This is a genomic window from Methylomonas rivi (assembly GCF_024505165.1).
Taxonomy (GTDB): domain Bacteria; phylum Pseudomonadota; class Gammaproteobacteria; order Methylococcales; family Methylomonadaceae; genus Methylomonas; species Methylomonas rivi.
The window spans coordinates 1-22,907 of record NZ_JANIBK010000054.1; the positions used below are offsets into that span (position 1 = coordinate 1).

General features: G+C 54.2%; 26 protein-coding genes. 23 read left to right on the forward strand and 3 right to left on the reverse strand.

The window, feature by feature from the left end:
- The 17 genes from NP596_RS11405 to NP596_RS11485 all read left to right on the forward strand — a co-directional run.
- Positions 1-482, forward strand: a 482-nt coding sequence (locus NP596_RS11405) for an alanine:cation symporter family protein (RefSeq protein ID WP_256615480.1), incomplete at its 5' end; no start/stop codon positions are given.
- A 264-nt stretch (positions 483-746) separates the two neighbouring features.
- Complete coding sequence (gene hisC / locus NP596_RS11410) at positions 747-1,832, forward strand: histidinol-phosphate transaminase (protein WP_256615481.1); 1,086 nt, start codon at positions 747-749, stop codon at positions 1,830-1,832.
- Positions 1,833-1,970: 138 nt separating this feature from the next.
- Positions 1,971-2,570 carry a ubiquinol-cytochrome c reductase iron-sulfur subunit gene (gene petA, locus NP596_RS11415; RefSeq protein WP_256615482.1) on the forward strand — a complete coding sequence of 200 codons (600 nt, stop codon included), beginning with the start codon at positions 1,971-1,973 and terminating at the stop codon, positions 2,568-2,570.
- Complete coding sequence (locus tag NP596_RS11420; protein ID WP_256615483.1) at positions 2,567-3,964, forward strand: cytochrome b; 1,398 nt, start codon at positions 2,567-2,569, stop codon at positions 3,962-3,964. Before petA ends, NP596_RS11420 begins: the two co-directional genes overlap by 4 nt.
- A gap of 3 nt (positions 3,965-3,967) precedes the next feature.
- A complete protein-coding gene (locus NP596_RS11425) occupies positions 3,968-4,687 on the forward strand; it encodes a cytochrome c1 (RefSeq protein ID WP_256615484.1) in 720 nt (239 codons plus the stop codon).
- A 170-nt stretch (positions 4,688-4,857) separates the two neighbouring features.
- Positions 4,858-5,463 (forward strand): glutathione S-transferase N-terminal domain-containing protein, encoded by a 606-nt coding sequence (locus NP596_RS11430; protein WP_256615508.1) that lies wholly within the window; start codon positions 4,858-4,860, stop codon positions 5,461-5,463.
- Positions 5,460-5,849: a ClpXP protease specificity-enhancing factor gene (locus NP596_RS11435; RefSeq protein ID WP_256615485.1), complete on the forward strand. Its 390-nt coding sequence runs from the start codon at positions 5,460-5,462 to the stop codon at positions 5,847-5,849. Before NP596_RS11430 ends, NP596_RS11435 begins: the two co-directional genes overlap by 4 nt.
- A 125-nt stretch (positions 5,850-5,974) precedes the next feature.
- Entirely contained in the window at positions 5,975-6,352 is a 378-nt protein-coding gene (locus NP596_RS11440; protein WP_256615486.1) for a 4a-hydroxytetrahydrobiopterin dehydratase, read from the forward strand.
- Positions 6,353-6,362: 10 nt separating this feature from the next.
- On the forward strand, positions 6,363-7,622 hold the full coding sequence (locus NP596_RS11445) for a formylmethanofuran dehydrogenase subunit B (RefSeq protein WP_256615487.1): 1,260 nt from the start codon (positions 6,363-6,365) through the stop codon (positions 7,620-7,622).
- A gap of 10 nt (positions 7,623-7,632) precedes the next feature.
- The gene (locus tag NP596_RS11450; RefSeq protein ID WP_256615490.1) at positions 7,633-9,297 is read left to right on the forward strand and encodes a formylmethanofuran dehydrogenase subunit A; all 1,665 of its coding nucleotides are present in this window, start codon (positions 7,633-7,635) and stop codon (positions 9,295-9,297) included.
- Between the two features lie 240 nt (positions 9,298-9,537).
- Positions 9,538-9,726 (forward strand): hypothetical protein, encoded by a 189-nt coding sequence (locus NP596_RS11455; RefSeq protein ID WP_256615491.1) that lies wholly within the window; start codon positions 9,538-9,540, stop codon positions 9,724-9,726.
- Positions 9,727-9,841: 115 nt separating this feature from the next.
- Positions 9,842-10,165, forward strand: coding sequence for a hypothetical protein (locus tag NP596_RS11460; RefSeq protein ID WP_256615492.1), 324 nt, complete (start codon positions 9,842-9,844; stop codon positions 10,163-10,165).
- 335 nt (positions 10,166-10,500) lie between these two features.
- Positions 10,501-10,761, forward strand: a complete 261-nt coding sequence (locus NP596_RS11465) for a DUF4160 domain-containing protein (protein WP_256615493.1) — start codon at positions 10,501-10,503, stop codon at positions 10,759-10,761.
- A gap of 4 nt (positions 10,762-10,765) precedes the next feature.
- Positions 10,766-11,020 carry a DUF2442 domain-containing protein gene (locus NP596_RS11470; RefSeq protein ID WP_256615494.1) on the forward strand — a complete coding sequence of 85 codons (255 nt, stop codon included), beginning with the start codon at positions 10,766-10,768 and terminating at the stop codon, positions 11,018-11,020.
- 45 nt (positions 11,021-11,065) lie between these two features.
- On the forward strand, positions 11,066-11,962 hold the full coding sequence (gene fhcD, locus NP596_RS11475) for a formylmethanofuran--tetrahydromethanopterin N-formyltransferase (RefSeq protein WP_256615495.1): 897 nt from the start codon (positions 11,066-11,068) through the stop codon (positions 11,960-11,962).
- Positions 11,959-12,771, forward strand: a complete 813-nt coding sequence (locus NP596_RS11480; RefSeq protein WP_256615497.1) for a formylmethanofuran dehydrogenase subunit C — start codon at positions 11,959-11,961, stop codon at positions 12,769-12,771. The genes fhcD and NP596_RS11480 overlap by 4 nt, the downstream gene beginning before the upstream one ends.
- Before the next feature lie 6 nt (positions 12,772-12,777).
- Entirely contained in the window at positions 12,778-13,626 is an 849-nt protein-coding gene (locus NP596_RS11485) for a radical SAM protein (RefSeq protein ID WP_256615498.1), read from the forward strand.
- On the opposite strand, the gene NP596_RS11490 is transcribed toward NP596_RS11485, so the two are convergent.
- The 3 genes from NP596_RS11490 to NP596_RS11500 all read right to left on the reverse strand — a co-directional run bounded on the left by NP596_RS11490 (position 13,623) and on the right by NP596_RS11500 (position 15,250).
- Positions 13,623-13,877, reverse strand: coding sequence for a hypothetical protein (locus NP596_RS11490; RefSeq protein WP_256615499.1), 255 nt, complete (start codon positions 13,875-13,877; stop codon positions 13,623-13,625). The two genes, NP596_RS11485 and NP596_RS11490, sit on opposite strands and share 4 nt — an antisense overlap.
- 106 nt (positions 13,878-13,983) lie before the next feature.
- Positions 13,984-14,916, reverse strand: coding sequence for an Aq_1264-related membrane protein (locus NP596_RS11495; RefSeq protein ID WP_256615500.1), 933 nt, complete (start codon positions 14,914-14,916; stop codon positions 13,984-13,986).
- A 130-nt stretch (positions 14,917-15,046) separates the two neighbouring features.
- Positions 15,047-15,250, reverse strand: a complete 204-nt coding sequence (locus NP596_RS11500; protein WP_256615501.1) for a cold-shock protein — start codon at positions 15,248-15,250, stop codon at positions 15,047-15,049.
- Between the two features lie 269 nt (positions 15,251-15,519).
- Here NP596_RS11500 and clpB point away from each other — a divergent pair, with 269 nt between their 5' ends.
- From clpB to NP596_RS11530, 6 genes are all read left to right on the forward strand, one after another.
- Entirely contained in the window at positions 15,520-18,093 is a 2,574-nt protein-coding gene (clpB, locus tag NP596_RS11505) for an ATP-dependent chaperone ClpB (protein WP_256615502.1), read from the forward strand.
- A gap of 296 nt (positions 18,094-18,389) precedes the next feature.
- Positions 18,390-18,803, forward strand: coding sequence for a large-conductance mechanosensitive channel protein MscL (mscL, locus tag NP596_RS11510; RefSeq protein ID WP_256615503.1), 414 nt, complete (start codon positions 18,390-18,392; stop codon positions 18,801-18,803).
- A 120-nt stretch (positions 18,804-18,923) separates the two neighbouring features.
- On the forward strand, positions 18,924-19,295 hold the full coding sequence (locus NP596_RS11515; protein WP_256615504.1) for a hypothetical protein: 372 nt from the start codon (positions 18,924-18,926) through the stop codon (positions 19,293-19,295).
- A gap of 124 nt (positions 19,296-19,419) precedes the next feature.
- A complete protein-coding gene (locus tag NP596_RS11520) occupies positions 19,420-20,139 on the forward strand; it encodes a phosphate signaling complex PhoU family protein (protein ID WP_256615505.1) in 720 nt (239 codons plus the stop codon).
- Between the two features lie 54 nt (positions 20,140-20,193).
- Positions 20,194-20,991, forward strand: coding sequence for a UDP-2,3-diacylglucosamine diphosphatase (locus NP596_RS11525; protein ID WP_256615506.1), 798 nt, complete (start codon positions 20,194-20,196; stop codon positions 20,989-20,991).
- A 164-nt stretch (positions 20,992-21,155) separates the two neighbouring features.
- The gene (locus tag NP596_RS11530) at positions 21,156-22,649 is read left to right on the forward strand and encodes a hypothetical protein (RefSeq protein ID WP_256615507.1); all 1,494 of its coding nucleotides are present in this window, start codon (positions 21,156-21,158) and stop codon (positions 22,647-22,649) included.
- Positions 22,650-22,907: the final 258 nt, after the last annotated feature.

The following is a 22,907-nucleotide window of genomic DNA, read 5'->3' on the forward strand; positions in this document are numbered from 1 at the left end:
CCGCGGCCCGCACCCACGACCCGGTCAAGCAGGCGCTAGTCAGCATGACCCAGACCTTCATCGACACGCTGCTGGTCTGCACGATGACCGCGCTGGTGATTCTGACCGCCGATGCCTGGACGCTCGGTGTCGCCGCCGGCCAGTTGACCAGCGCCAGCTTTGCCGAAACCTTGGGGAACAGCGGGGAAATATTGGTGGCCCTGGCTACCGCCGTATTCGCCTATTCCACCCTGATCGGCTGGAATTACTACGGCGAAAAGGCCATCGAGTATTTGTTCGGCCCGCGCGCCATCCGCATCTACCGGATTGCCTTTATCGCCACGGTGATGGTCGGCGCGATGATGGAACTGGAATTCGTCTGGAACTTTTCCGATCTGATGAACGGCATGATGGCACTGCCCAATTTAATCGCGCTGTTAATGCTGTCGAAGGTGGTCAAGCAAGAGACCGACCGCTATTTCAAGCGAAGTAGGCCGGAATAAGCCAACCAAAGCGTTTCCGGCAACTTTAAAGCCCCCCACGAAGCCCGGCCTTTGCCTGCTTTATGCGGCAGTGTTAAAATTCCCGCACCGACATTCGCAGCGCCGCGAGTGGTTCGCGTCAACGTGGACGCAAGATGGCTGGTTTACAAGGTTACGCTTTCGTCCTCCGCTTTGTTAAAATCCGCCGAATTTTGTCCCGCGGCCGCCTCGGCTCCATGAGGCGAAGCACAACGCCGCTTATTCCAATTCCGCCGATTTGCCAATATGCCGAACCTAAACCTTACAGCTTTATTCCGTCCTGAAATTTTGGCGATGTCGGCTTATCATGTCGCCGACGCCCACAATTTGATTAAACTCGACGCCATGGAAAATCCCTACGGCTGGCCGGCGGACATTCAACAGGCCTGGCTGGAACACTTAAAAGATTGCCCCATGAACCGTTATCCGGATCCCGAGGCCAAGGCCTTATCCGAGGCCTTGCGCGCGAGCAACAATATCCCGGCCGAATCCGGCCTGCTGCTGGGTAACGGTTCGGACGAAATCATCCAGATTCTGCAAATGGCCTTGCCCGGCAACGCCACGGTGATGGCGCCGGAACCCGGTTTTGTAATGTACAAGCAAATCGCCTTGAGCCTGGGCTTGCGCTATCAAGGCGTGCCCTTGCTGGCCGACGGTTTCGAGCTGGATTTGCCGGCCATGCTGGCGGCCATTGAATCGTCTCAACCCAGCCTGATCTTCCTGGCTTACCCCAACAACCCCACCGGCAACCTGTTCGATGCGGGAGCCATTAGGGAAATACTGGCGGTTGCCCCCGGCTTGGTGGTGGTGGACGAAGCCTATGCGCCGTTTGCCGACGCCAGTTTTCTCGGGGAATTACCGAATTATCCAAATTTGCTGGTGATGCGCACCGTCTCCAAGTTGGGGCTGGCGGGTTTAAGGCTGGGCTTTCTGGCCGGCGATAACGCCATCCTCGAACAGCTGCATAAAGTCCGCCTGCCTTACAACATCAACTGCCTGACGCAAATCACCGCTCATTTCGCCCTGACGCATCAGCACTTTCTGTTGGCGCAAACCCGCAACATTTGCCAACAACGCGGCGAAATTCTGGCGGCATTGCAAGACATGGCAGGCATCGAAAGCTACCCCAGCGCGGCGAATTTCATTCTGCTCAGAACCCTTGCCCACGCGGCCGACGAGGTATTTATCTCGCTGAAAAACCAAGGCGTTCTGATCAAAAACCTCTCCCCCCAGGGAGGGGTATTGCATAACTGCTTGCGGGTCACGATCGGCAAGCAGGAAGAAAACCGGGCCTTCCTGGCGGCACTGCGAAACGCCTTGCAGAATCCGTAAAGCGCTGCATAGGTTGAATAGCCTAGCCTCGCCCGCAATAACGCTTTCATAAACCTGGAACAGTAAGGTATATTTGCGGGAAAAATTATAATAATCGATGTGTATCACACGCATCATCTCTCATCAGGAGTGTTACATATGAACCTTGAAGGCGTCGATACATCCAAGCGCCAGTTCCTAACCTCGGCCTTGTCGGTGGTTGGAGCCGTCGGGGCGGGTTACCTGGCCGTGCCCTTTCTTTCCCAAATGCAGCCCAGCGCCAAAGCCATGGCCGCCGGCGCTCCCGTTGAAGTCGACCTCGGCAAGATGGAGCCCGGCCAATTGATCCGGGTCGCCTGGCGCGGCAAACCGGTCTGGGTGCTCAATCGCACCCCCGAAGTAATTTCCACGTTGTCCACCCTGGACAGCAAGCTGGCCGACCCGATGTCCAACGAGTCTGTCCAGCCCGAATACAGCAAAAACGCCTTGCGTTCCATCAAACCGGAAATTTTCGTTGCCGTCGGCCTATGCACCCATTTGGGTTGCTCTCCCACCTTCCGCCCGGAAATCGCCCCCAGCGACTTGGGCCCGGACTGGAAAGGCGGCTTCTTCTGCCCCTGCCACGGCTCCTGGTTCGATCTGGCCGGCCGCGTGTACCGCGGCGTTCCCGCACCTACCAATCTCGAGGTCCCTCCCTACCGTTACGTTAAGGACACCTTGATCATCGTTGGCGAAGACACAGAGGCAACCACAGCATGAAAGACAGAATGAACAAATGCAGCTCCTGGCTGCTGGAGCGCTTCCCGATCTCGGATTTGTGGAACGAACACATGGCGCATTACTACGCGCCTAAAAATTTTAACATTTGGTACTTTTTCGGCTCCCTGGCCCTGTTCGTACTGGTGAACCAGTTCATCACCGGCATTTTGCTGACCATGAATTACAAACCCGACGCCAAGCTGGCCTTCGATTCGGTCGAGTACATCATGCGCGACGTCAACTGGGGCTGGTTGGTGCGCTACATGCATTCCACCGGCGCTTCGGCATTCTTCATCGTGGTTTATCTGCACATGTTCCGCGGCCTGATGTACGGCTCCTTCAAGCAGCCGCGCGAATTGATCTGGATTTTCGGCATGCTGATTTTCGTCTGCCTGATGGCGGAAGCCTTCATGGGCTACTTGCTGCCTTGGGGGCAAATGTCCTACTGGGGCGCGCAAGTGATTATTTCGCTGTTCAGCGCTATTCCGGTGGTCGGCGACGAGCTGTCGTTGTGGATACGCGGCGACTACGTGGTGTCCGACGCCACTTTGAACCGCTTCTTCGCCTTCCACGTCATTGCGGTACCGTTGGTGTTATTGATTTTGGTGTTCCTGCACATCGTCGCCTTGCACGAAGTCGGCTCCAATAACCCGGACGGCATCGAAATCAAAAAAAACCTGAACTGGAAAGGCCATCCGATAGACGGCATTCCGTTTCATCCTTATTACACCGTCAAGGACTTGGTCGGCGTCGGCGTGTTCATGTTCTTCTTCGCCGTGGTGATTTTTTACATGCCGGAACTGGGCGGCTTCTTTTTAGAACACGCCAACTTCATTCCGGCCGATCCGTTGAAAACCCCGGAACATATCGCCCCGGTCTGGTACTTCACGCCGTTTTACGCCATCCTGCGCGCGGTGCCCGATAAGTTTGCCGGCGTTATCGCCATGGGCGGCGCCATCGTGGTGTTGTTCATGCTGCCTTGGCTGGACCGCAGCCCGGTAAAATCCATCCGCTACCGCGGCGGCATTTTCAAAAAAGCCGTGTTGCTGTTCGTAATCGCCTTTATCGGTTTGGGCTATCTGGGCACCCAACCGGCCACGCCCGGCGCAACCACCGTGGCACGCGTTTTAACCGCGGTTTATTTCGGCTTTTTCCTGCTGATGCCGCTGTATACCCGCTGGGAAAAAACCAAGCCGGTGTCCGAGCGCTTGACCGAGCACCCCACGCTGGAAGAACGGATTCCTGAACTTAAAGCGTTAGTCGATGAAATCGTGGCCGTCGAAACGGCGCCGGGCCCGATGGGCGCAACCATCGTAAAAAGAAGGCCGAATTATGCGGGCATCCAAGCCGTATTGATTCGCTTTGCCAAAAACCTGAAAAAGAGCCTGGATTAAGCCATGAAAAAGATACTCTACACTCTTTTATTTTTGCTGCCTTTAAGCGTATCCGCCAGCAGCGGCGTCAAACTGGAATCGGCCGACATCGACTTGTCGGACAGCGCTTCGCTGGAACGCGGTGCCCATCATTATGTGACTTATTGCCTGGGTTGCCATTCGGCCAAGCACATCCGCTACAAACGCATAGCGATGGATCTGAAGCTGGACGAAGCCGAGATTCTGAAAAATGTCGCTCCCTTGGGCGCCGGCATTTACGACCAGATGCATTCGGCCATGAACGGTCATGACGCGGAAAAATGGTTCGGCACCACCCCGCCGGACCTGTCGCTGATTGCCCGTTCGCGCGGGGCCGACTGGCTGTACAGCTATCTGAAAGGCTTTTATAGCGAACCCGGCAAGCCCACCGGCGTCAACAATGCCGTCTTCAAGGATGTGGCCATGCCCAACGTATTTTGGCAGCAGCAAGGCACTCAGGAAGCCGTGGTCAAGACCGTTGACGGCCAGGAAGTCATCGCCGAGCTGAAACTGGTGGAACCCGGCCAATTATCGGCCAAAGAGTTCGACCGCATGGTCAACGACTTGGTTAACTTCCTGGTCTATGTCGGCGAGCCGGTACAACTGGAAAGACAGCAAATGGGCAAATACGTGCTGTTCTTTATCCTGATGTTTATCGTGCTGGCTTACTTGCTGAAAAAGGAATACTGGAAGGACGTTCACTAAGCATTATCCAACGGGGCGGCCCCGGCCGCCCCGCTTCATTCCCGCTGCCTTCGGCTCTTGCGGCCTCCCCCCAAATCCATGATTAACCATGGTACAATCCGCCCCGTTTTGAACCCTGTTTATTAAAGAGGTTACCCTTCGTGGCAAACATTACCAGCCGAAAATCCGCAATGATTCTGTTCTCAACCGCGAACTGCATTATGAGTCACTGTGCCCGCCTCGTTGTGCACGAAAAAGGCGTCCCAGCTGATATCGAATTTTTCGATCCGAACGAACCGCCCGAAGACCTGCTTGAAATGAACCCGAACGGCAATTCGCCCACCTTTGTGGAGCGGGATCTGGTGTTGTACGATGCCCGCATTATCATGGAATATTTGGACGAGCGTTTTCCGCACCCGGCCCTGCACCAAATGGACCCCGTCTCGCGCGCCAATGCGCGCATGCTGATCAAACGCATCGACCAGGACTGGTATCCCTTGCTGGAGGAAGTGCAAATTCACGGCGACAAAAAAGCCGCAAAAGCCAAAAAACAACTCAAGGAAAGCCTGATGGCCGCCGCGCCGGTATTCGAGGCCAACCCCTACTTCATGAGCGAAGAGTATTCCTTGATAGACTGCGCCATGGCGCCTTTCCTGTGGCGGCTGCCCAGCATCGGCATCGACATCGCCAGCCTCGGCCGGGGCATCACCGCTTACGCCAACCGCCTGTTCTCCCGCAAAGCGTTTCAGGATAGCCTGACCCGCGAAGAAAAAGACTTGATGCCGCTAACCAAATGACGCCGCTTAAACCCTATTTGATCCGCTCCATCTACGAATGGATCACCGACAACAACCTGACGCCGCATCTGCTGGTAAACGCGGAATATCCGGGCGTCAACCTGCCCACCGAGTTTGTCGAAAACGGCCGCATCGTACTGAATATCCGCCCGTCGGCTATCCAGGGCTTGGTGCTGGACAATGACGAAATCCAATTCAACGCCCGCTTTTCCGGCAAGCCCATGCGCATCAACGCGCCCACCCAAGCCATTTTGGCTATTTACGCCAAGGAAAACGGCCGCGGCATGGTGTTCGACCCGGAAGAAGACGCCGGCGGCGACAATCCCACCCCGCCCGAACCCGACAACCCGCCGCCGCAAAGGCCGCAATTGCGGGTGGTTAAATAAAGCCTAGACGGCGATGTCGGCGCTTAACCCTCCGCCGCCACCGCTAGTAAAAAGCTTAAGGCGTTAAAGACACCGGCAAACCATTGCGATAGAATGCGGCATCATTTATTGGCGGGGGAACGGCGATGACAAACGATCAGCAAACAGCCATGTCCGAAGATGCGATCATCGGCAGACTAAAGGCGGAGCTGCCGCATTGGTATTACGAAAACGGCTGGATTCGCCGCAAAATCAAAACCAGCGGCTGGAAAGCCACCTTGATGGTGGTCAACGCGGTCGGCCATTTGGCCGAAAAAGCCTGGCACCACCCCGATTTAACCGTTTCCTACGCCTTTGTGATCGTCAAATTGGTCACCCATGCCGCCAAGGGCGTGACGGAAAAGGATTTCGCGCTGGCCAAAAAAATCGAGGAAGTAGTGCTGTGGGACGCCGCGGCCGACTCCGCCGGCGTTTTCGAAGGCACGCCCGACGATCCCCGTTTCAAATACATCAAACATGACTGAGGACAGCAACATGACTGAAATCACCGAGGTGCCCAGCCCTTTTTGCGGCATAGGCACCGACGATTTGGCTATCCATATCGACGGCGTGTCGCTCAAAGTGACCGCAAACGGCTGCGCCGTCAACAGCCCGGCCTTCGAGCAACCCATTACCGATACAGCCCCCCAAATTAACGGTCAAGCTGTCAGCTTGGCGGCCGCCGTCGATAAAGCGGCCGAATTGCTGCGGAACACCCAACAACCTCTGATCGGCGGCTGCGCCACCGATGTCAACGGCATGCGCGCCCTGCTGGCCCTGGCCGACAAAAGCGGCGCGGTGGTGGACAATATCAACTTCACGGCCGCCCGCCGCAACCTGCTGGCAATGCAGGATTCCGGCTGGATGAACACCACGCTGGCCGAACTGAAAAACCGTTGCGATGTATTGCTGGTGATTGGTTGCGATCCAGAAGGTTTTGCGCCGCGCTTTTTCGAGCGCTACTTGTGGAACAACGACGCGATGTTTCTCGATAATACCGGCAACCGCGAAGTCATTTTTCTGGGCAAGGCTCCGTCCGGCAACGCATCCACCTCTCCCACCGGCAAAGCAGCCAGCGTTTTCCCCTGCTCCGATGCTGATTTACCGGACGTGGTTGCGGTGCTGTCGGCACTGATTCGAAAGCAACCCTTGCATGCCCAATCGGTCGGCGGCATTGCGGTTAGCGATCTGCAAGCGATTGCCGACAAATTAAAGGCCGCCCAATACGGCGTGGTGTGCTGGGGCGCCGCCGCGCTGGCTTACGACCACGCGGAACTCACCGTGCAAGCCATCTGCAACATCGTCAAGGACATCAATCTGCAAGGCAGCCGCTGTTCCGGTTTCCCGCTGGGCGGCCGCGAAGGCGACCAAACCGCCAACCAGGTTTGCGGCTGGACCACCGGCTACCCGGCCCGGGTTAACTTCGCCAAGGGTTATCCGGAATACGACCCGTTTTTATTCGACAGTCTAGCCATGCTGACTAACGGCGAAGCAGACGCGCTGGTGTGGGTACAGGCCTTCAATATCAATAGCAAGCCGCCAAAAACCGACCTGCCGACTATCGTTATCGGCCGCTCCGGCATGAGCTTCGATAAGGAACCGGACGTATTCATTCCGGTCGGTACCCCCGGCATCGATCATCCCGGCCACGCTTACCGACTGGACAACGTGGTGGCGATACGCCTGAAAAAACTCAGAGATTCCGGCCTGCCCAGCACCGCCGAGGTGCTGCACGCCATCGAACAAGCCCTTTAGGATAACCGACATGCTGATAAAACTCACAGGCGGCACCGTTTACGATCCGGCCAGCGGCATCGACGGCCTGCAACAGGATATTTTCATTCAAGACGGCCGTATCGTCGAGGCGCCGACGGACGGCAGACCGGTCGACAAGGAATATGATCTGCGCGGCAAGGTAGTGATGTCCGGCGCCATCGACATGCACACCCATATCGGCGGCGGCAAGGGCAACATCGCCCGCACCTTGCTGCCGGAAGACCATCGCATGGATCCGGTGCCCCGCACCCAAATCACCCGCTCCGGCAACGGCCACGCCATGCCCAGCACCTATGTCGCCGGCTACCGTTACGCGGAAATGGGCTATACCGCCTGCTTCGAACCGGCGGTGCTGCCGATCAACGCCCGTCAGGCGCACATGGAAATGGGCGATACGCCCATCGTCGACAAGGGCGGCTATGTGATGCTGGGCAGCGACGACTTTTTGCTGCGCATGCTGACCGCCAACAAAGATCAGAAAGCCATCAACGATTACGTGGCCTGGACCTTGAATGCCGCCAAAGGCATAGGCATCAAGGTGGTAAACGCCGGCGGCATCAACGCCTTTAAATTCAACCAGCGTAAACTGGACCTGGACGAGAAGAACAGCCACTACGACGTCACGCCACGGCAGATTCTGCAAACCCTGGCCCGCGCGGTCAAGGAATTGGGCATCACCCACCCGCTGCATGTACACGGCTGTAACCTGGGTGTACCCGGCAACGTCGACACTACCTTGAACACCATTCAAGGCGTGGAAGGCTTGCCCATGCATTTGACCCACATCCAGTTCCACAGCTACGGCACCGAGGGCGATTTCAAATTTTCCTCCGGCGCCGCGCAAATCGCCGAAGCGATCAACAACAACAAGAACATCACTGCCGACGTCGGGCAAATCTTGTTCGGCCAGACCGTCACCGCCTCCGGCGACAACATGCGCCAACACGCCAACCACCGCTTCGCCAGCCCCAACAAATGGGTGTGCATGGATATCGAATGCGACGCCGGCTGCGGCGTAGTGCCATTCAAATACCGCGACCAGAACTTCGTCAATGCCCTGCAATGGGCCATCGGTCTGGAAATCTTCCTGCTGGTCGAAGACCCGTGGCGGATTTTCCTGACCACCGACCACCCCAACGGTGCGCCGTTCACCAGCTATCCGCATTTGATCCGCCTGTTGATGGACCGCAGCTTCCGCAACGACATGCTGGCGACCATCCATCCGGAAGCTCAGAAAATGACCACCCTGGCATCCATTGACCGCGAATATACGTTCAACGAAATCGCCATCATGACCCGCGCCGGCGCGGCCCGCATCATCGGCTTGAAAGACCGCGGCGCTTTGAGCGCCGGCAATTTTGCAGACATCACCGTCTACACCGAAAACGCGGATAGGCAAGCCATGTTCACCAAACCGGATTATGTGTTCAAGGATGGCGAACTGGTGGTGCAAGACGGGCAAGTAGTCAAAGTCACCTGGGGCACCACCCATATCGTCAAGCCCGACTACGACTTGTCCATCGAGAAAGACTTGAAACCTTATTTCGACAAATACCTGACCATGAAACTGGGCAACTTTAAAATCAGTGATGATGAGATTAGCGAGGATGGCAGGGGCAGTTTGACAGCGCATCCGTTGCGAGGTGCAGCATAGAAATTTGGGCAAAATTGTAGGTACGATTAGCGATAGCGTAATCGTACGTAAGACGCCCAACATTCCTCCGATTACGCTACCGCTAATCGGAGCTACGCTGGCTCGGCAACTTTAAAATCAGCGACGACGAAATAACCGAAGACGGACGCGGCAGTTTGACGGCGCATCCATTGCGGGGCGTGGCTTAACAAATGTAGGCTGGGTTGCAAAACCCAGCATTAGAAACTAGCGGGGTAGCCAATGCCGACAACAGCAAAAGAACAAATGGTCGAAGTCATCAATAGCCAGCCGATGGATGCTACTTACGATGAAATCATGCGCGAACTGGCTTTCCAACGCATGGTCAATCGCGGCTTGGAAGACTCCCGACAACAACGCACCATAAGTAACGAGGACATGTTGCAGCGCATTTCGGCATGGCAACATTAGCGGAGGTTCACGTTCAAAACATCGTAGGGTACGCATCGCGTACCTTTGGGCATTGGCTATCGTCGCGGCCAATTGGCACACAGTGCGTACAATACAAGACAGCTAGGATAATCAAATGATTAAGATAGTGCTTTTAGTAGCGGTTGTTTTAACTCCATTGATCTGCAATGCTGCCCCAGGCTCATACAGTGGGTACCTTGAGGATGATGGTGGATATGCGGGTGGATCGATACCGTATTTTGAAGAGCTGTACTTTGCGTACTTCGCTGTACTAGTTTTTTTAAAACTTAAAAAATCAGAATATGTCAGCAATTTAAGTTGGATATGGGTCCCAGTTGCTCCAGCTATAGCGGCTGGCTTTTCATTTTGGCTTATTGGAATAACGATTATATTTGCCCCCATTTATTTGATATTTAAGCTACTGACAAAAAACAGTTAGCCTGCGTAGGTCCGATTAGCGGAGCGTAATCGGACGAATGAATCGATACTCATAAGGAGGATTAGCCGATAGGCAAGCCCGTAAGGCGGAACGCATCAGCGGTTCCGCCGAATGATTTCTACTGACACCGGCGGATCGCCTAACGGCATCCGCCCTACAAACGACAACCAGTTTTCGATGTGAGGTGTAACATGAGTTTAGCGGAACAAATTCATCAAACCGTCAACCCGTAAGGCGGATTCACCGACAGGTAATCCGCCAGAGAATTGAAAAGTGCTGGCGTTTACTGACTTGAAAACTTCCTAAAAACTAAAGCCAAAAATTAGAGTAACCCCATGCCTACAATTTCCATGTTTTACGGCATCCTGATTAAAATGTTTTTTGATGATCATGCGCCACCGCATTTTCATGCCGAATATGGTGAGTTTGAATTGGCAATTGCCATTAACCCGATCAAAATTATCCAAGGTGATGCACCAAAACGCGTGAAATCAATGGTTTTAGAATGGACAGCTTTACATCAGGAAGAATTATTACTGGATTGGGAGCTTTGTAAAAACTTGCAACCGCCTGTCGCGATTGAGCCACTGGAGTGAAAACATGTTTTATATTAAAACCATAAAGCCGAATTCAGAAAATTACAGCATCAGCATAACGTACGACGATAATATCACTATCATTGCCGATTTCGGACACCTAATGGAAATGGGCATTATGACCCAATTAAAAGATCCCGCAGTATTTGATCAAGTACAAATTGGCGGTCAAGGCCGCTCGATTATTTGGCCGGAACAAGATATTGATTTTTGTGCCGACGGCTTACGGCTAAAATACATTCAATCAAAAGCAGCTTAGGTGAGTCATCACAATGAATAAAGCATTGAACCATGAGTACCAACCATGATTATTAACGGCGTAACCATCGATAAAACCTTTGCCGAAGCCTTCCCGATGAAGGCGACGCGAGCCATCATCACAGCCCAGAACGAGAAATGGGCGATGATTTCCGCCCAAGCCATGACCGGCTTCGCCACCTCGGTAATTGCCTGCGGTTGCGAGGCCGGTATAGAGCGGGTATTGTCGCCCGATGAGACCCCTGACGGCCGCCCCGGCGTGGCTATCATGATTTATGCCATGGGTGCAAAGGGGCTGGCCAAGCAATTGGAAACCCGTGCCGGCCAATGCGTCTTGACCTCGCCAACTTCCGCACTGTTCGCCGGCATCGAAGGCGGCAAGCCGATTCCGCTGGGTAAAAATCTGCGTTACTTCGGCGACGGCTTCCAAATCGCCAAGAAAATCGGCGGCAAACGTTACTGGCGGGTGCCGGTGATGGACGGCGAGTTTTTAACTGAAGCGACTACCGGCATGGTAGAAGCGGTCGGCGGCGGCAACTTTCTAGTGCTGGCCGAATCGCAACCGCAAGCCCTGGCGGCCTGTGAAGCGGCGATAGAAGAAATGCGCAAGATTCCGAATGTGATCATGCCCTTCCCCGGCGGCGTGGTGCGATCCGGCTCGAAAGTCGGATCGAAATACGCTTCGTTAGGCGCCTCGACCAACGATGCCTTCTGCCCGACCTTGAAAGGCATGACCAAAACCGACCTGTCGCCGGAAATCGAATCGGTGATGGAAATCGTCATCGACGGTTTGACCAAGGAAGACATCGACAAAGCCATGCGGGTCGGCATCCAGGCTGTCTGCGACCTGGGCGCGGCCAATGGCATTAAACGCATCAGCGCCGGTAATTACGGCGGCAAACTGGGACCGTTCCACTTTCATTTACAGGAGATCATGGCATGAGCGCCTTAACCTTTACCCTGAAACAGCCACCAGCTCAGCGCGTCGATATGTCGCCGCTGGTTTGCCAAAAGTTGCAAGGTATGGATGTCGACGCCATTGCCGCCATCGAACTGCAAAACGGCAAAAACCGGCGCCGCGTCGATGAACTGTTTTATATCACCGGCATGAACACCCAGGAAATCATCATCGCCAATGCAACTAATAAACTGGACTTTATCGGCAAGGAACTCGACGGCGGCAGCATCAGCGTACAGGGCGATGCCGGCGCTTACCTGGGTATGCAGATGAAAGCCGGCAACATCAGCGTCAGCGGCGACGCGGGTTTATACGCGGCTTGCGAAATGAAAAACGGCCTGCTGCAAATCGACGGCAATGCCGGCGATTTTCTCGGCGGTGCCCTGCCCGGCAACAAGCAAGGCATGAAAGGCGGCACTGTGCTGGTGAAAGGCAACGCCGGCCAACGCGCCGGCGACCACATGCGCCGCGGCCAAATTTTGATCGAAGGCAATGCCGGCGATTATTGCGGTTCGCGCATGGTGGCCGGCACCATCGCTGTAATGGGCAACACCGGCCGTTATCTCGGCTATGCGATGCGCCGCGGCACCTTGCTGCTATGGAACCAACCGCAGCTGTCCGCCACCTTCAACGATTGCGGTTCGCATACCCTGGCCTTTTTGCCGATGCTGTTCGCTTCGTTCAAATGTTTGAATTCGCGTTTTGCCGAAAGCAATGCGGCATTCAACCGGGTACAACGCTACGGCGGCGATATGGCGGAGACTGGACGGGGTGAGGTTTTGGTCCGTATCTAAGGTACCGTGACTCTTACCACCACCAACCACGACCGCGACATTGCCGGGCTGAAATATATCTATCCGGTCATATCCCGCCGGGCCGGCGGCTTGTCTATTGGGGTTAATTTCAACCCCAATAACGCTTGCAACTGGCGGTGCATTTATTGCCAGGTGCCGAATTTGCGGCGCGGCGCGCCGCCGCCGATGGATTTGGCCTTGCTGGAAGATGAATTACGCTTTTTTTTGAATGACGTTCAACGGGGCGATTTTTTCGAACAATTTAATCTGGCGCCCGAACAACGCGTCATTAAAGACATTGCCATCTCCGGCAACGGCGAACCGACCAGCCTGGAAAATTTCGAACAGGCAGTAGAATTAATCGGCGAGATTGCCGTTGAAACAGGCGTATTTCCAAGCAGCCATTTTGTCTTAATCACCAACGGCAGCTTAATGCATCAGGCATCGACACAAGCCGGCTTAAAGCAGTTGGCCCGTTTCGGCGGCGAAGTCTGGTTCAAACTGGATAGTGCCACCGAACAAGGCCGCAGACTAATTAATAACTCAGTACAAAGCCGGCAAAAGCTGTTGGAGAATTTGCAAACGGCCAGCCGGCTATGCCCGACCAAGCTGCAAACCTGCGTGCTGCATTTTGACGAAAAAACCTGGACACAAGCCGAAAAGCAGGCCTATTTACAGCTGCTCCGGCTTATCCAGGAGCAACAAATCAAGATTGAAAAAATCATGCTGTATACCATTGCCCGACAGTCGTTTCAGCCCGAGGCGGCACGGCTGGTTAAGGCCGATGTGGCGGAAATGAATGCCCTGGCGGCCGACATCGAAGCCATGGGTTTCGATGTCGGCGTCAGTGCTTAGGCTTTAATATCGAGCAAACTGCCTAACATTTTGTCCTGGGCTTGAATGATTTTAGTCGCGGCGGATGTTTCCAGTTCCGCTTCCTTTAAACTCAAGACAGGTGCAAATAAATCCGTCGCCTGGAACGGTTCGGTACTGCCGACTTCTTGATTTTGCACCGGCAGCCGGGCAATGGTTTGCGCGGCATTATCGGCCTTTTGCTGAGCATTGGTGATCAGGTTTGTGGCGCTGGCTAATGGATTGATGTTCATCTTATACCTCCCATGTTTCAGCTAGCATCTTAATACCATGGCTATCGGCAAGAATAGCCATGGTTTGAATAATGTTTACCGATTTGCAGGCCCCGTCACATTGAGACTAGTCTTTCTTTTCCAGCCGCTTTTGCCACCAGCGCCTGACCCATGGCAAACCCTGGTTTAACCATTGTTCCCAAAGCTTCTTCGCTGTCGATTTAGCCAGGCACCCCAGGCGATTGCCCAAGGTCAAAGCATGATCGCAACCGATCTGCTGCAGCCTGGCTTCGACAATCGTGCTCCATTGCGGACGCGGCTGGCCGTTGGCATCCAGAAACACCTTGTCGAACAACCACATTTCCAACACCGAAACCGTCCACATAAATGCAAACGAAACCGCCATGCCGGCACCGGCCAAGATGACCAATATCGCGAACATCGGGTGCAGCTTGGTCAACCACCAGGACAAAATATCCACCAACAAAAACAAATACGGCATGCCGATGGCGATGGATTTGTATTTGACGGTACTGGTTTCGGCAAAGCTGAAGATCAGGCCGACAAACATGAAAATAAAGCTGATACCGAATAAGTGAATATGCGAAACCCGGGTCAAGGAACCGAAAGTCGCGCCTTCGTCCTGCGCGGTCAACGCTTTCAGGGTCTTGAAGTCGTTAAAATCGGGCAAGGAGGATTCCTTGTTGTGACACATGACGCAACGCTCTTGGATGATTTTCTCCACGCCGGATTCGGCATATTCCTCTTCCTCGGCGCCGTCTCGCACCCATTGCATGATTACGAAACGCTCCTCCTCGGAGGCATTGTCTTTCATCGAGCCATTCAATTTTGTCTCGAGCACCGTGCCGGAGCGATTGCCGTAATAGCTGTAAACGATATCGTCCATCGACAGGCCGAACTTACCGTCCGCCATGCCGTGAGTGAACAGAATTTGGATCAAGGCCACCAGGTACCCCACCGCGACCGTGCTCAGATAGCCTGTAAACAATACCTTAACGGGAATATCCAGATTTTTTAATGATGAAAAGTCGCGTGCCATGGCTGCAAGGATGGGTAGTTTTGAGATGGAATTCGATTATAGCGCGCCCGTTGAATAAGTTAGCCATTAATTCGGGCAAAAAAAAGGCCCTTATCGGATAAGGGCCTTTTTTCCGCGGAGCCTTTAGTGATTATCTGGGTTGAACATTGGCAGCAGTTAAACCTTTTGGGCCGGATTCGATTTCAAACTCGACGGATTGCCCGGGTGACAAGGTTTTAAAACCCTCGCCCAAAATCACCGAGTGGTGAACAAAAACATCTTCCTTACCCTCGGATGGTTCGATGAATCCGAAGCCTTTGGTATTGTTAAACCACTTGACTGTGCCTGTTGCCATTATAAAACTCCTACAAATTTAAACTGATAGTGACGCAGAAAAACAATATTGAAAACCTTTTTCCAAATGGCCAAGGCGCAACTCAACATCTTTAACTGAGCCGGACAATTGTACTGTGATTTATTTACCAAGGCTACCAATCTTAACAAGCGCAACCCTATCCTCCATAAGCCAGCCGGAATATTTGCCTAAAGCCGAATACCGCACCTTGAAAAAGGTTGCATAACCCCGCATTTCCGGGACAAGACTAATTTTTAGAGGTACTTACCATGCGAATGGACAAACTAACCAGTAAATTCCAGCAGGCGCTCGGCGACGCACAAAGCTTGGCCTTGGGCAAAGACCACCAATTCATCGAACCGCTGCACGTGATGCTGTCCTTACTGGATCAGGAAGGCGGCAGCATCAAACCGCTGTTGCAACAGGTTGGTATTCAAGTAAACGCCTTACATAATGACTTGAGCAAGGAAATCGACAGACTGGCCAGCGTGTCCGGTTCCGGCGGCGATGTGCAACTTTCCAACGAATTGTCGCGGATGCTGAACCTGACCGATAAATTGGCCCAAAAACGCAAGGATGCCTTCATTTCCAGCGAACTGTTCCTGTTGGCTGCCCTGGAAACCAGCGGCACCCTGCAAACTATTTTAAAACGCGCCGGGGTCACGGCATCCGCGGTCGAACAAGCCATTGAAAATATGCGCGGCGGTCAGACCGTCAACGACGCCGGCGCGGAAGACCAGCGCCAGGCCTTGAAAAAATACACCATCAACCTGACCGAACGCGCCGAACAAGGCAAACTGGATCCCGTTATCGGCCGCGACGACGAAATCCGCCGCACTATCCAGGTCTTGCAGCGCCGCACCAAAAACAACCCGGTATTGATCGGCGAACCCGGAGTGGGTAAAACCGCCATTGTCGAAGGCCTGGCGCAACGCATCATTAACGGCGAAGTGCCGGAAGGGATCAAGGGTAAGCAATTGCTGTCGCTGGATATGGCCGCCTTGATTGCCGGCGCCAAATTCCGCGGCGAATTCGAGGAACGCTTGAAAGCGGTGCTGAACGACATCGCCAAACTGGAAGGCCAGGTGATCCTGTTCATCGACGAATTGCATACCATGGTAGGCGCCGGCAAGGCCGAAGGCGCCATGGATGCCGGCAACATGTTAAAACCCGCCCTGGCGCGCGGCGAACTGCATTGCGTCGGCGCCACCACCTTGGACGAATACCGCAAATACATCGAAAAAGATGCCGCATTGGAGCGCCGCTTCCAGAAAGTATTGGTGGATGAACCCAATGTCGAGGACACCATCGCCATCCTGCGCGGCCTGAAGGAGCGTTACGAAATCCATCACAGCGTCGATATTACCGACCCGGCCATCGTCGCCGCCGCAATGCTCTCGCACCGTTACATTTCCGACCGCCAGTTGCCGGACAAGGCCATCGACCTGATCGACGAAGCCGCCAGCCGCATCCGCATGGAAATGGATTCCAAGCCGGAAGCCATGGATAAACTGGACAGGCGTTTGATCCAGCTGAAAATCGAGCGCGAAGCGATGAAAAACGAGTCCGATGCCGCTTCGAAAAAGCGCCTGGAAATCCTGCAGGAAGACATCGCCGAACTGGAAAAAGAATACTCCGATCTGGACGAAATCTGGAAAGCTGAAAAAGCCGCCTTGCAAGGCACCGCCACCATCAAGGAGCGGCTGGAGCACGCGCGGCTGGAACTGGAAGCCGCCCGTCGCAGCCAGGACTATACCCGCATGTCCGAGCTGCAGTACGGCGAAATTCCCAAACTGGAAAAAGAGCTGGACCTGGCTTCCCAGGCGGAAATGCAGGACACCACGCTGTTGCGCAGCAAAGTCACCGAAGAGGAAATCGCCGAGGTGGTATCCAAATGGACCGGCATTCCGGTGTCGAAAATGATGGAAGGCGAGCGGGATAAATTGCTGCGCATGGAAGAAGAGTTGGGCAAACGGGTGATCGGCCAAACCGAAGCCCTAAAAGCCGTCAGCAATGCCATTCGCCGCTCCCGCGCCGGCTTGTCCGACCCGAATCGTCCGAACGGCTCGTTCCTGTTTCTCGGCCCGACCGGGGTTGGTAAAACCGAGCTTTGCAAAGCCTTGGCCGAATTCATGTTCGACACCGAAGAGGCCATGGTGCGCATCGATATGTCCGAATTCATGGAGAAACACTCAGTAGCGCGATTGATAGGCGCGCCTCCCGGCTACGTCGGATACGAGGAAGGCGGTTATCTGACCGAAGCCGTGCGCCGCAAACCCTATTCGGTGATTCTGCTGGACGAAATCGAAAAAGCCCATGCCGATGTGTTCAACGTGTTGCTGCAAGTACTGGACGACGGCCGCCTGACCGACGGCCAGGGCCGTACCGTGGATTTTAGAAATACGGTGGTGGTAATGACGTCCAACCTGGGTTCCAGCGTGATTCAGGAGTTAGCGGGAGAAGAGAACTACAACACCATGAAAGAGGCGGTGATGGAAATCGTCGGCCAGCATTTCCGGCCGGAATTCATCAACCGCGTAGACGAAGCGGTGGTGTTCCATCCGCTTGGCCAAGGCCAGATTCGCGCCATCTGCAAAATCCAGATCGAACTGTTGCTGCGCCGCTTGCAGGAAAAAGACATGGGACTGGACGTCAGCGAATCGGCGCTGGATTTACTCGGCGAAGCCGGTTTCGATCCCGTCTATGGCGCGCGGCCCTTGAAGCGCGCCATCCAACGGCAATTGGAAAATCCGCTGGCCAACGAAATTCTGTCCGGCCATTTCGTGCCGGGCGATGTTATAAAAGTCGACAAGGCCGCGGACGGCCTCACGTTCAGTAAATAAGCCGCAAAACAGCGCTTCGCCTAGCCTAGGCGAAGCGCTCCGACTCGTATCCCGTAGAATCACACGTCGCCTTACCCCCCCAAAAACCTAACATTTATTATGCTGTAGTAAATGTCGGGCTGTGGTATAAAAAAGTGGGGTATTTCGAGCAAGTCCGCACTACCTCATCCAGATGAGTCCGACCTATGCGCCGGCTAATCTCGCGTTAAGATTACCGCTTTATCTTTTTGTATGTGCTTGCTTCGTAAACAGATCAATCACGCATCGTTTAATAATAAAACCAAGAGGAACGTGTAATGGGAATACTGCAAGAATTTAAAGAATTTGCCATGAGAGGCAATGTCGTCGACATGGCCGTCGGCGTCATCATCGGCGGCGCATTCGGTAAAATCGTCTCATCGCTGGTTGCCGATGTGATTATGCCGCCCATAGGGGTATTACTGGGCGGCGTCGACTTTTCCGATTTGGCGGTCACCATACAGGAAGCGTCCAAAACGGCGGAAGGCACCGTCATACCGGCCGTGGTGGTCAGCTACGGCAAATTTATTCAAACCGTAATCGACTTTACCATTGTGGCGGGCGCGGTATTCTTGATGATCAAAATATTGATGTCCTTCAAGAAAAAAGCCGAAGCAGCGCCGGAAGCCCCGCCCGCGCCTTCCAATGAGGAACTGCTGCTGACCGAAATCAGGGACTTGCTAAAAAAATAGGCGGCTGCTTTAACCGCCATAGGCCGCCTTACCCTTTAGTTGAGCCTTAATCAGCCAGGGTAAGGCAATCCGTACCGGCAGCGCTTGAGACCAAAATCCAATTCGTCAACGGGAAAAACCATGTCCTCAATTCCACCGTTTCCAATTGAAAATTTCGAAGGCTATTGCGACAACCTGAAAAGAGTCGGCATCGACCCCGGCTATGTGATGTACACCAACCAGCACGCCGGCAACGACAAACCCGCCGCCCGCCTGATCTCCCCAGAGCAACTGGCGGCCGCCCAAGCTTACATCGCCGCCCCCTCCGATGACACATTTGCGCACTTGGTCAAATTGGGCACTTTATTAGACACCGAATGGGACCGAAATACCCGCCGTTGGGAGATTATTTCCTTTGAAGGCTGGGAAGTTTTACATAAAGCCTTTAACCACTTGCATACCAAATCGGGACAAGTATTGAAGGAACTCACCGGCTTATCGGATTTCTCCTGATACCCGATCTTTTTCACTTTACATTAGCGAAATTCAAGCTTTTGCAAATGTCACATTTTTGTAATGCGGCCTGCCTACAATTGCAGGCACTCCTGATTTTGTCTCCCAATGACACAGAGATCTCATGGCAATACATACCGGCAACAGTACCCAGCAACCTCGGCTGCATTATTTTGACGGCGAATTAGGCTGTTTGCATGGTCTTTTGCTGGAAATGACCGAGCGATTGATTAATCAACTGGAACAGACTTTACACGCGCTGGATTATGCCGACATGGCATTGGCTCTGAACGTTATCGAACGCGACGTTAAGATCAATGCATGCCACGCCAGAATCGAAACCGAAGTCAGAGGCGTGCTGGGCCGTCACGGCTCTCTTGCCAACGATTTGCGCACGGTGCTGCGCATTTCCAAAATAGCGGATGCCCTGGAAAAAACCGGCAACGAAATCACCGACTTCGCCATTAGGATCCCGGCCCTGACCCTGCAAGACCACACCGAAAAGCCGGAACTGCTGACGGACATTTTCAAGATAGGCGGCCTGATAAAAATCATGCTGAACAAAATGACGGCCGTATTGGAAAGCCGCGACTCCAATCAAGCCTACAAATTAATGCACTATGGTTTAGACTGCGAATCACAGGTGCAAGAGGGTATCAAACAACAGTTGGCTTTAGTGCTGCAAAATCCGGAGCTGCTCGATCAGGCGCTGGATGCGCTATACATTCTGAAAGCCCTGGAGCGCTGTTCGGAGCATTGCCGCAAAATTGCCGGGTATCTGATTTTCATGCTCGATAGCATCGATATTCGCGGATACAGCCATGCCGAGCCGATTCAGGCTTAATTAGCATCCGCCTGAAAACCCTGTTCCGAAACCGTAGCCACCGTAACGATAGACATGACGAATACTTCTCCCTATCGCACCATCTGGATTTCCGATCTGCATATCGGCTCCACCCAATGCCAGGCCGATACCTTGCTGGATTTTCTAAAGCATAACGACAGTGAAAAGCTGTATCTGGTAGGCGACATTATCGATTTTTGGGCCCTGTCCAAAAAAATGTACTGGCCGCGCGACCATAACGTCATTATTCAGAAAATCCTCCGCAAAGCCCGCCACGGCACGCAAATCATTTATGTCCCCGGCAATCACGATGAAAACGTGCGGGATTACGACGAATACGTGTTCGGCGACATTGTCGTAAAAAAATCCGACATTCACACCACCGCCCAAGGCAAGCGCTTTTTGGTGGTGCACGGCGACGAGTACGACACCATTGCCCAGCACCACCGTTGGATGGCCAAACTGGGTAGCGTCGGCTACGACTGGCTGATTGAAACCAACCGGCTTTTACGCCTGTTCCGGCGCATGCTGGGAGTACAGTCGCATTTTTCCCTGGCCGCCTTTGTCAAATTCAAAGTCAAAAACGTGGTGAAATTCATGTCGGACTATGAAGAAACCATAGTCAAGACCCTTAAAAACGAAGGAGTGGACGGCGTGATTTGCGGCCACATACACCACGCCGAGATCAAGGACATCGAGGGCTTTATGTACGTCAACACCGGCGACTTCGTGGAAAGCTGCACGGCGATAGTCGAGCACCACGACGGCAACCTAGAATTGGTGAGATGGCAGAAAAAAGCGGTCATTAACATCAATCCGCTCAACCAAAGCCCTGTACCGGATAGCCCGTAACCCGCAATTTGGCTCGGACCAGCCCAAGCAGCCATTCGAAAAGCCGGATTTAGCCGAACTTCCCTACCCGGATTCGAAAAATTTAACTATGCTTCTGCAAAAGCATCAGTCAAGCCGACACCCGCTTGCAAAATGGCATTTATAAACAACATAGGGAAATAACGATGAAAAACACCAAAAAACAGTGGCTGTATGTGATTCCGGCCTTGTATTGGGCACCCATCGTGCTGGCGGATTACAAAAGCGATGTCGGCTACACCGACTTGCGGAATTTACTGGGCGCCGACATCCCTACCGGCGCCGGCGTAAGCGTAACCCAGGCAGAAGCCTCGTCCGTACCCAATACGAACGGCAATTTTCCGGTTTACGCGCCGGACACCGGTAACGCCCAATTTGCGGACGATACCTTGCTTTTCCCCGGCACGGCCAGCACATCCCCTTCCAGCCATGCGACCGGCGTGGGAGCCCGTTTCTACGGCAGCAACGCCATGGCTTTCGGCATCGACACCATCACCAGCTACGAAGTAAACGACTGGATCGGCAGCCTCTACAACCCAAACGGTACCGTTGCACAGCCTGTAAACGGCAGCAGGATAGCCAACCATAGCTGGATCGGCAACGGCAACACCCCCACGGATACAGGCAATATCCTGCGCTTGGTCGACCGGCAAGTACAGCGCAACGAGTTTATCCAAATCGTCGGCATGGCCAACGGCAGCAGCAACAGCAACAGCGCCTTGCTCGGCAGCGCCTACAACGTCATTGCGGTGGGCAGAACGGACGGCAAGCAAGACCGGGGTTCGGATGCGGTCGATTCGGTATATAACGCCGGCAGGACCCGCCCGGATCTGGTGGCCCCCGAAACCACCACCAGCGCCGCTACGCCCCTCGTCTCCGCGGCGGCGGCCTTACTGATTGAAACCGCGCACAATGCCGCGGCCAGCCTCTCCAACGGCTCGGTCGACATCGCCGGCGCGGGTACAGTCTATAATGCCGAACGCTCGGAAACTATCAAAGCCGCCTTGATGGCGGGCGCGGACAGGGTGACCGACAACAGTTCCACGTCCGCCAATATCACGGATTACCGGAGTGCCGGACATACCTCCGCCAACGGCTTGGACGACCGCTTCGGCGCCGGCCAACTGAATATTCTGCATAGTTACCAAATCGTCGCCGGCGGCGAACAGGACAGTCTGGAGGACGGCGGCAGCGGCGCAATCGGCGCCCACGGATTCGACTACGATGCCGCCTTTGGCGGCCGCCAAGGCAGCAACAATGTCGCCACCTATCTATTCGATGCCGCGGAAGATCTGAATTTTACCGCTTCGTTAGTCTGGAATCTGGGCGTATCCGATAATAGTAATCTCACTACCACCTTGTACAATCTCGATTTGGAATTGTTCGATGTCACCACTCAAACCACGGCGGCCTTCTCCGCCAGCACGCTGGATAATACCGAAAACCTGTGGCTAAACCTGGCCATGGGCCACAGCTATGAATTACTGGTCAAATCCGCCGAAACCGGCAACTTTTCCTGGGATTACTCGCTGGCTTGGCGCATGACACCCCAGGCCGCCCCGGTCCCGATACCGGCGGCGTTGTACCTGTTCGCCGGCGGACTGGCGGGGCTTGGGTTTACCGCACGGCGCAAAGCCTGACCGGTTGAATCGCGGGATCAGCACAAAGCCACAGCAAGAGCCATTGCCAACCGCATAGCAAGATTATTGCCGAGCGGATACGATGCATCGGCCGAAAGGACATGAAACTTCCAAGTATTCGAGAAACCGGAATCTTATCGCTGCGGCGTTGAACGGTGTAGCGTAAAATTCGCTTTGATCCGCGTGGACACAAAAAGCGTGCCCACCGGACTGGAGAAAACCTAAAATTACCGGGGCCAATAATTGGGTCATCGGCCG

What these genes read in the sequence shown, in the direction of transcription:
- hisC (WP_256615481.1), top strand. Translation starts at nt 747, where the DNA reads ATGCCGAACCTAAACCTTACAGCTTTATTCCGTCCTGAAATTTTGGCG.
- petA (WP_256615482.1), top strand. Translation starts at nt 1,971, where the DNA reads ATGAACCTTGAAGGCGTCGATACATCCAAGCGCCAGTTCCTAACCTCG.
- NP596_RS11420 (WP_256615483.1), top strand. Translation starts at nt 2,567, where the DNA reads ATGAAAGACAGAATGAACAAATGCAGCTCCTGGCTGCTGGAGCGCTTC.
- NP596_RS11425 (WP_256615484.1), top strand. Translation starts at nt 3,968, where the DNA reads ATGAAAAAGATACTCTACACTCTTTTATTTTTGCTGCCTTTAAGCGTA.
- NP596_RS11430 (WP_256615508.1), top strand. Translation starts at nt 4,858, where the DNA reads ATGATTCTGTTCTCAACCGCGAACTGCATTATGAGTCACTGTGCCCGC.
- NP596_RS11435 (WP_256615485.1), top strand. Translation starts at nt 5,460, where the DNA reads ATGACGCCGCTTAAACCCTATTTGATCCGCTCCATCTACGAATGGATC.
- NP596_RS11440 (WP_256615486.1), top strand. Translation starts at nt 5,975, where the DNA reads ATGACAAACGATCAGCAAACAGCCATGTCCGAAGATGCGATCATCGGC.
- NP596_RS11445 (WP_256615487.1), top strand. Translation starts at nt 6,363, where the DNA reads ATGACTGAAATCACCGAGGTGCCCAGCCCTTTTTGCGGCATAGGCACC.
- NP596_RS11450 (WP_256615490.1), top strand. Translation starts at nt 7,633, where the DNA reads ATGCTGATAAAACTCACAGGCGGCACCGTTTACGATCCGGCCAGCGGC.
- NP596_RS11455 (WP_256615491.1), top strand. Translation starts at nt 9,538, where the DNA reads ATGCCGACAACAGCAAAAGAACAAATGGTCGAAGTCATCAATAGCCAG.
- NP596_RS11460 (WP_256615492.1), top strand. Translation starts at nt 9,842, where the DNA reads ATGATTAAGATAGTGCTTTTAGTAGCGGTTGTTTTAACTCCATTGATC.
- NP596_RS11465 (WP_256615493.1), top strand. Translation starts at nt 10,501, where the DNA reads ATGCCTACAATTTCCATGTTTTACGGCATCCTGATTAAAATGTTTTTT.
- NP596_RS11470 (WP_256615494.1), top strand. Translation starts at nt 10,766, where the DNA reads ATGTTTTATATTAAAACCATAAAGCCGAATTCAGAAAATTACAGCATC.
- fhcD (WP_256615495.1), top strand. Translation starts at nt 11,066, where the DNA reads ATGATTATTAACGGCGTAACCATCGATAAAACCTTTGCCGAAGCCTTC.
- NP596_RS11480 (WP_256615497.1), top strand. Translation starts at nt 11,959, where the DNA reads ATGAGCGCCTTAACCTTTACCCTGAAACAGCCACCAGCTCAGCGCGTC.
- NP596_RS11490 (WP_256615499.1), bottom strand. Translation starts at nt 13,877, where the DNA reads ATGAACATCAATCCATTAGCCAGCGCCACAAACCTGATCACCAATGCT.
- NP596_RS11495 (WP_256615500.1), bottom strand. Translation starts at nt 14,916, where the DNA reads ATGGCACGCGACTTTTCATCATTAAAAAATCTGGATATTCCCGTTAAG.
- NP596_RS11500 (WP_256615501.1), bottom strand. Translation starts at nt 15,250, where the DNA reads ATGGCAACAGGCACAGTCAAGTGGTTTAACAATACCAAAGGCTTCGGA.
- clpB (WP_256615502.1), top strand. Translation starts at nt 15,520, where the DNA reads ATGCGAATGGACAAACTAACCAGTAAATTCCAGCAGGCGCTCGGCGAC.
- mscL (WP_256615503.1), top strand. Translation starts at nt 18,390, where the DNA reads ATGGGAATACTGCAAGAATTTAAAGAATTTGCCATGAGAGGCAATGTC.
- NP596_RS11515 (WP_256615504.1), top strand. Translation starts at nt 18,924, where the DNA reads ATGTCCTCAATTCCACCGTTTCCAATTGAAAATTTCGAAGGCTATTGC.
- NP596_RS11520 (WP_256615505.1), top strand. Translation starts at nt 19,420, where the DNA reads ATGGCAATACATACCGGCAACAGTACCCAGCAACCTCGGCTGCATTAT.
- NP596_RS11525 (WP_256615506.1), top strand. Translation starts at nt 20,194, where the DNA reads ATGACGAATACTTCTCCCTATCGCACCATCTGGATTTCCGATCTGCAT.
- NP596_RS11530 (WP_256615507.1), top strand. Translation starts at nt 21,156, where the DNA reads ATGAAAAACACCAAAAAACAGTGGCTGTATGTGATTCCGGCCTTGTAT.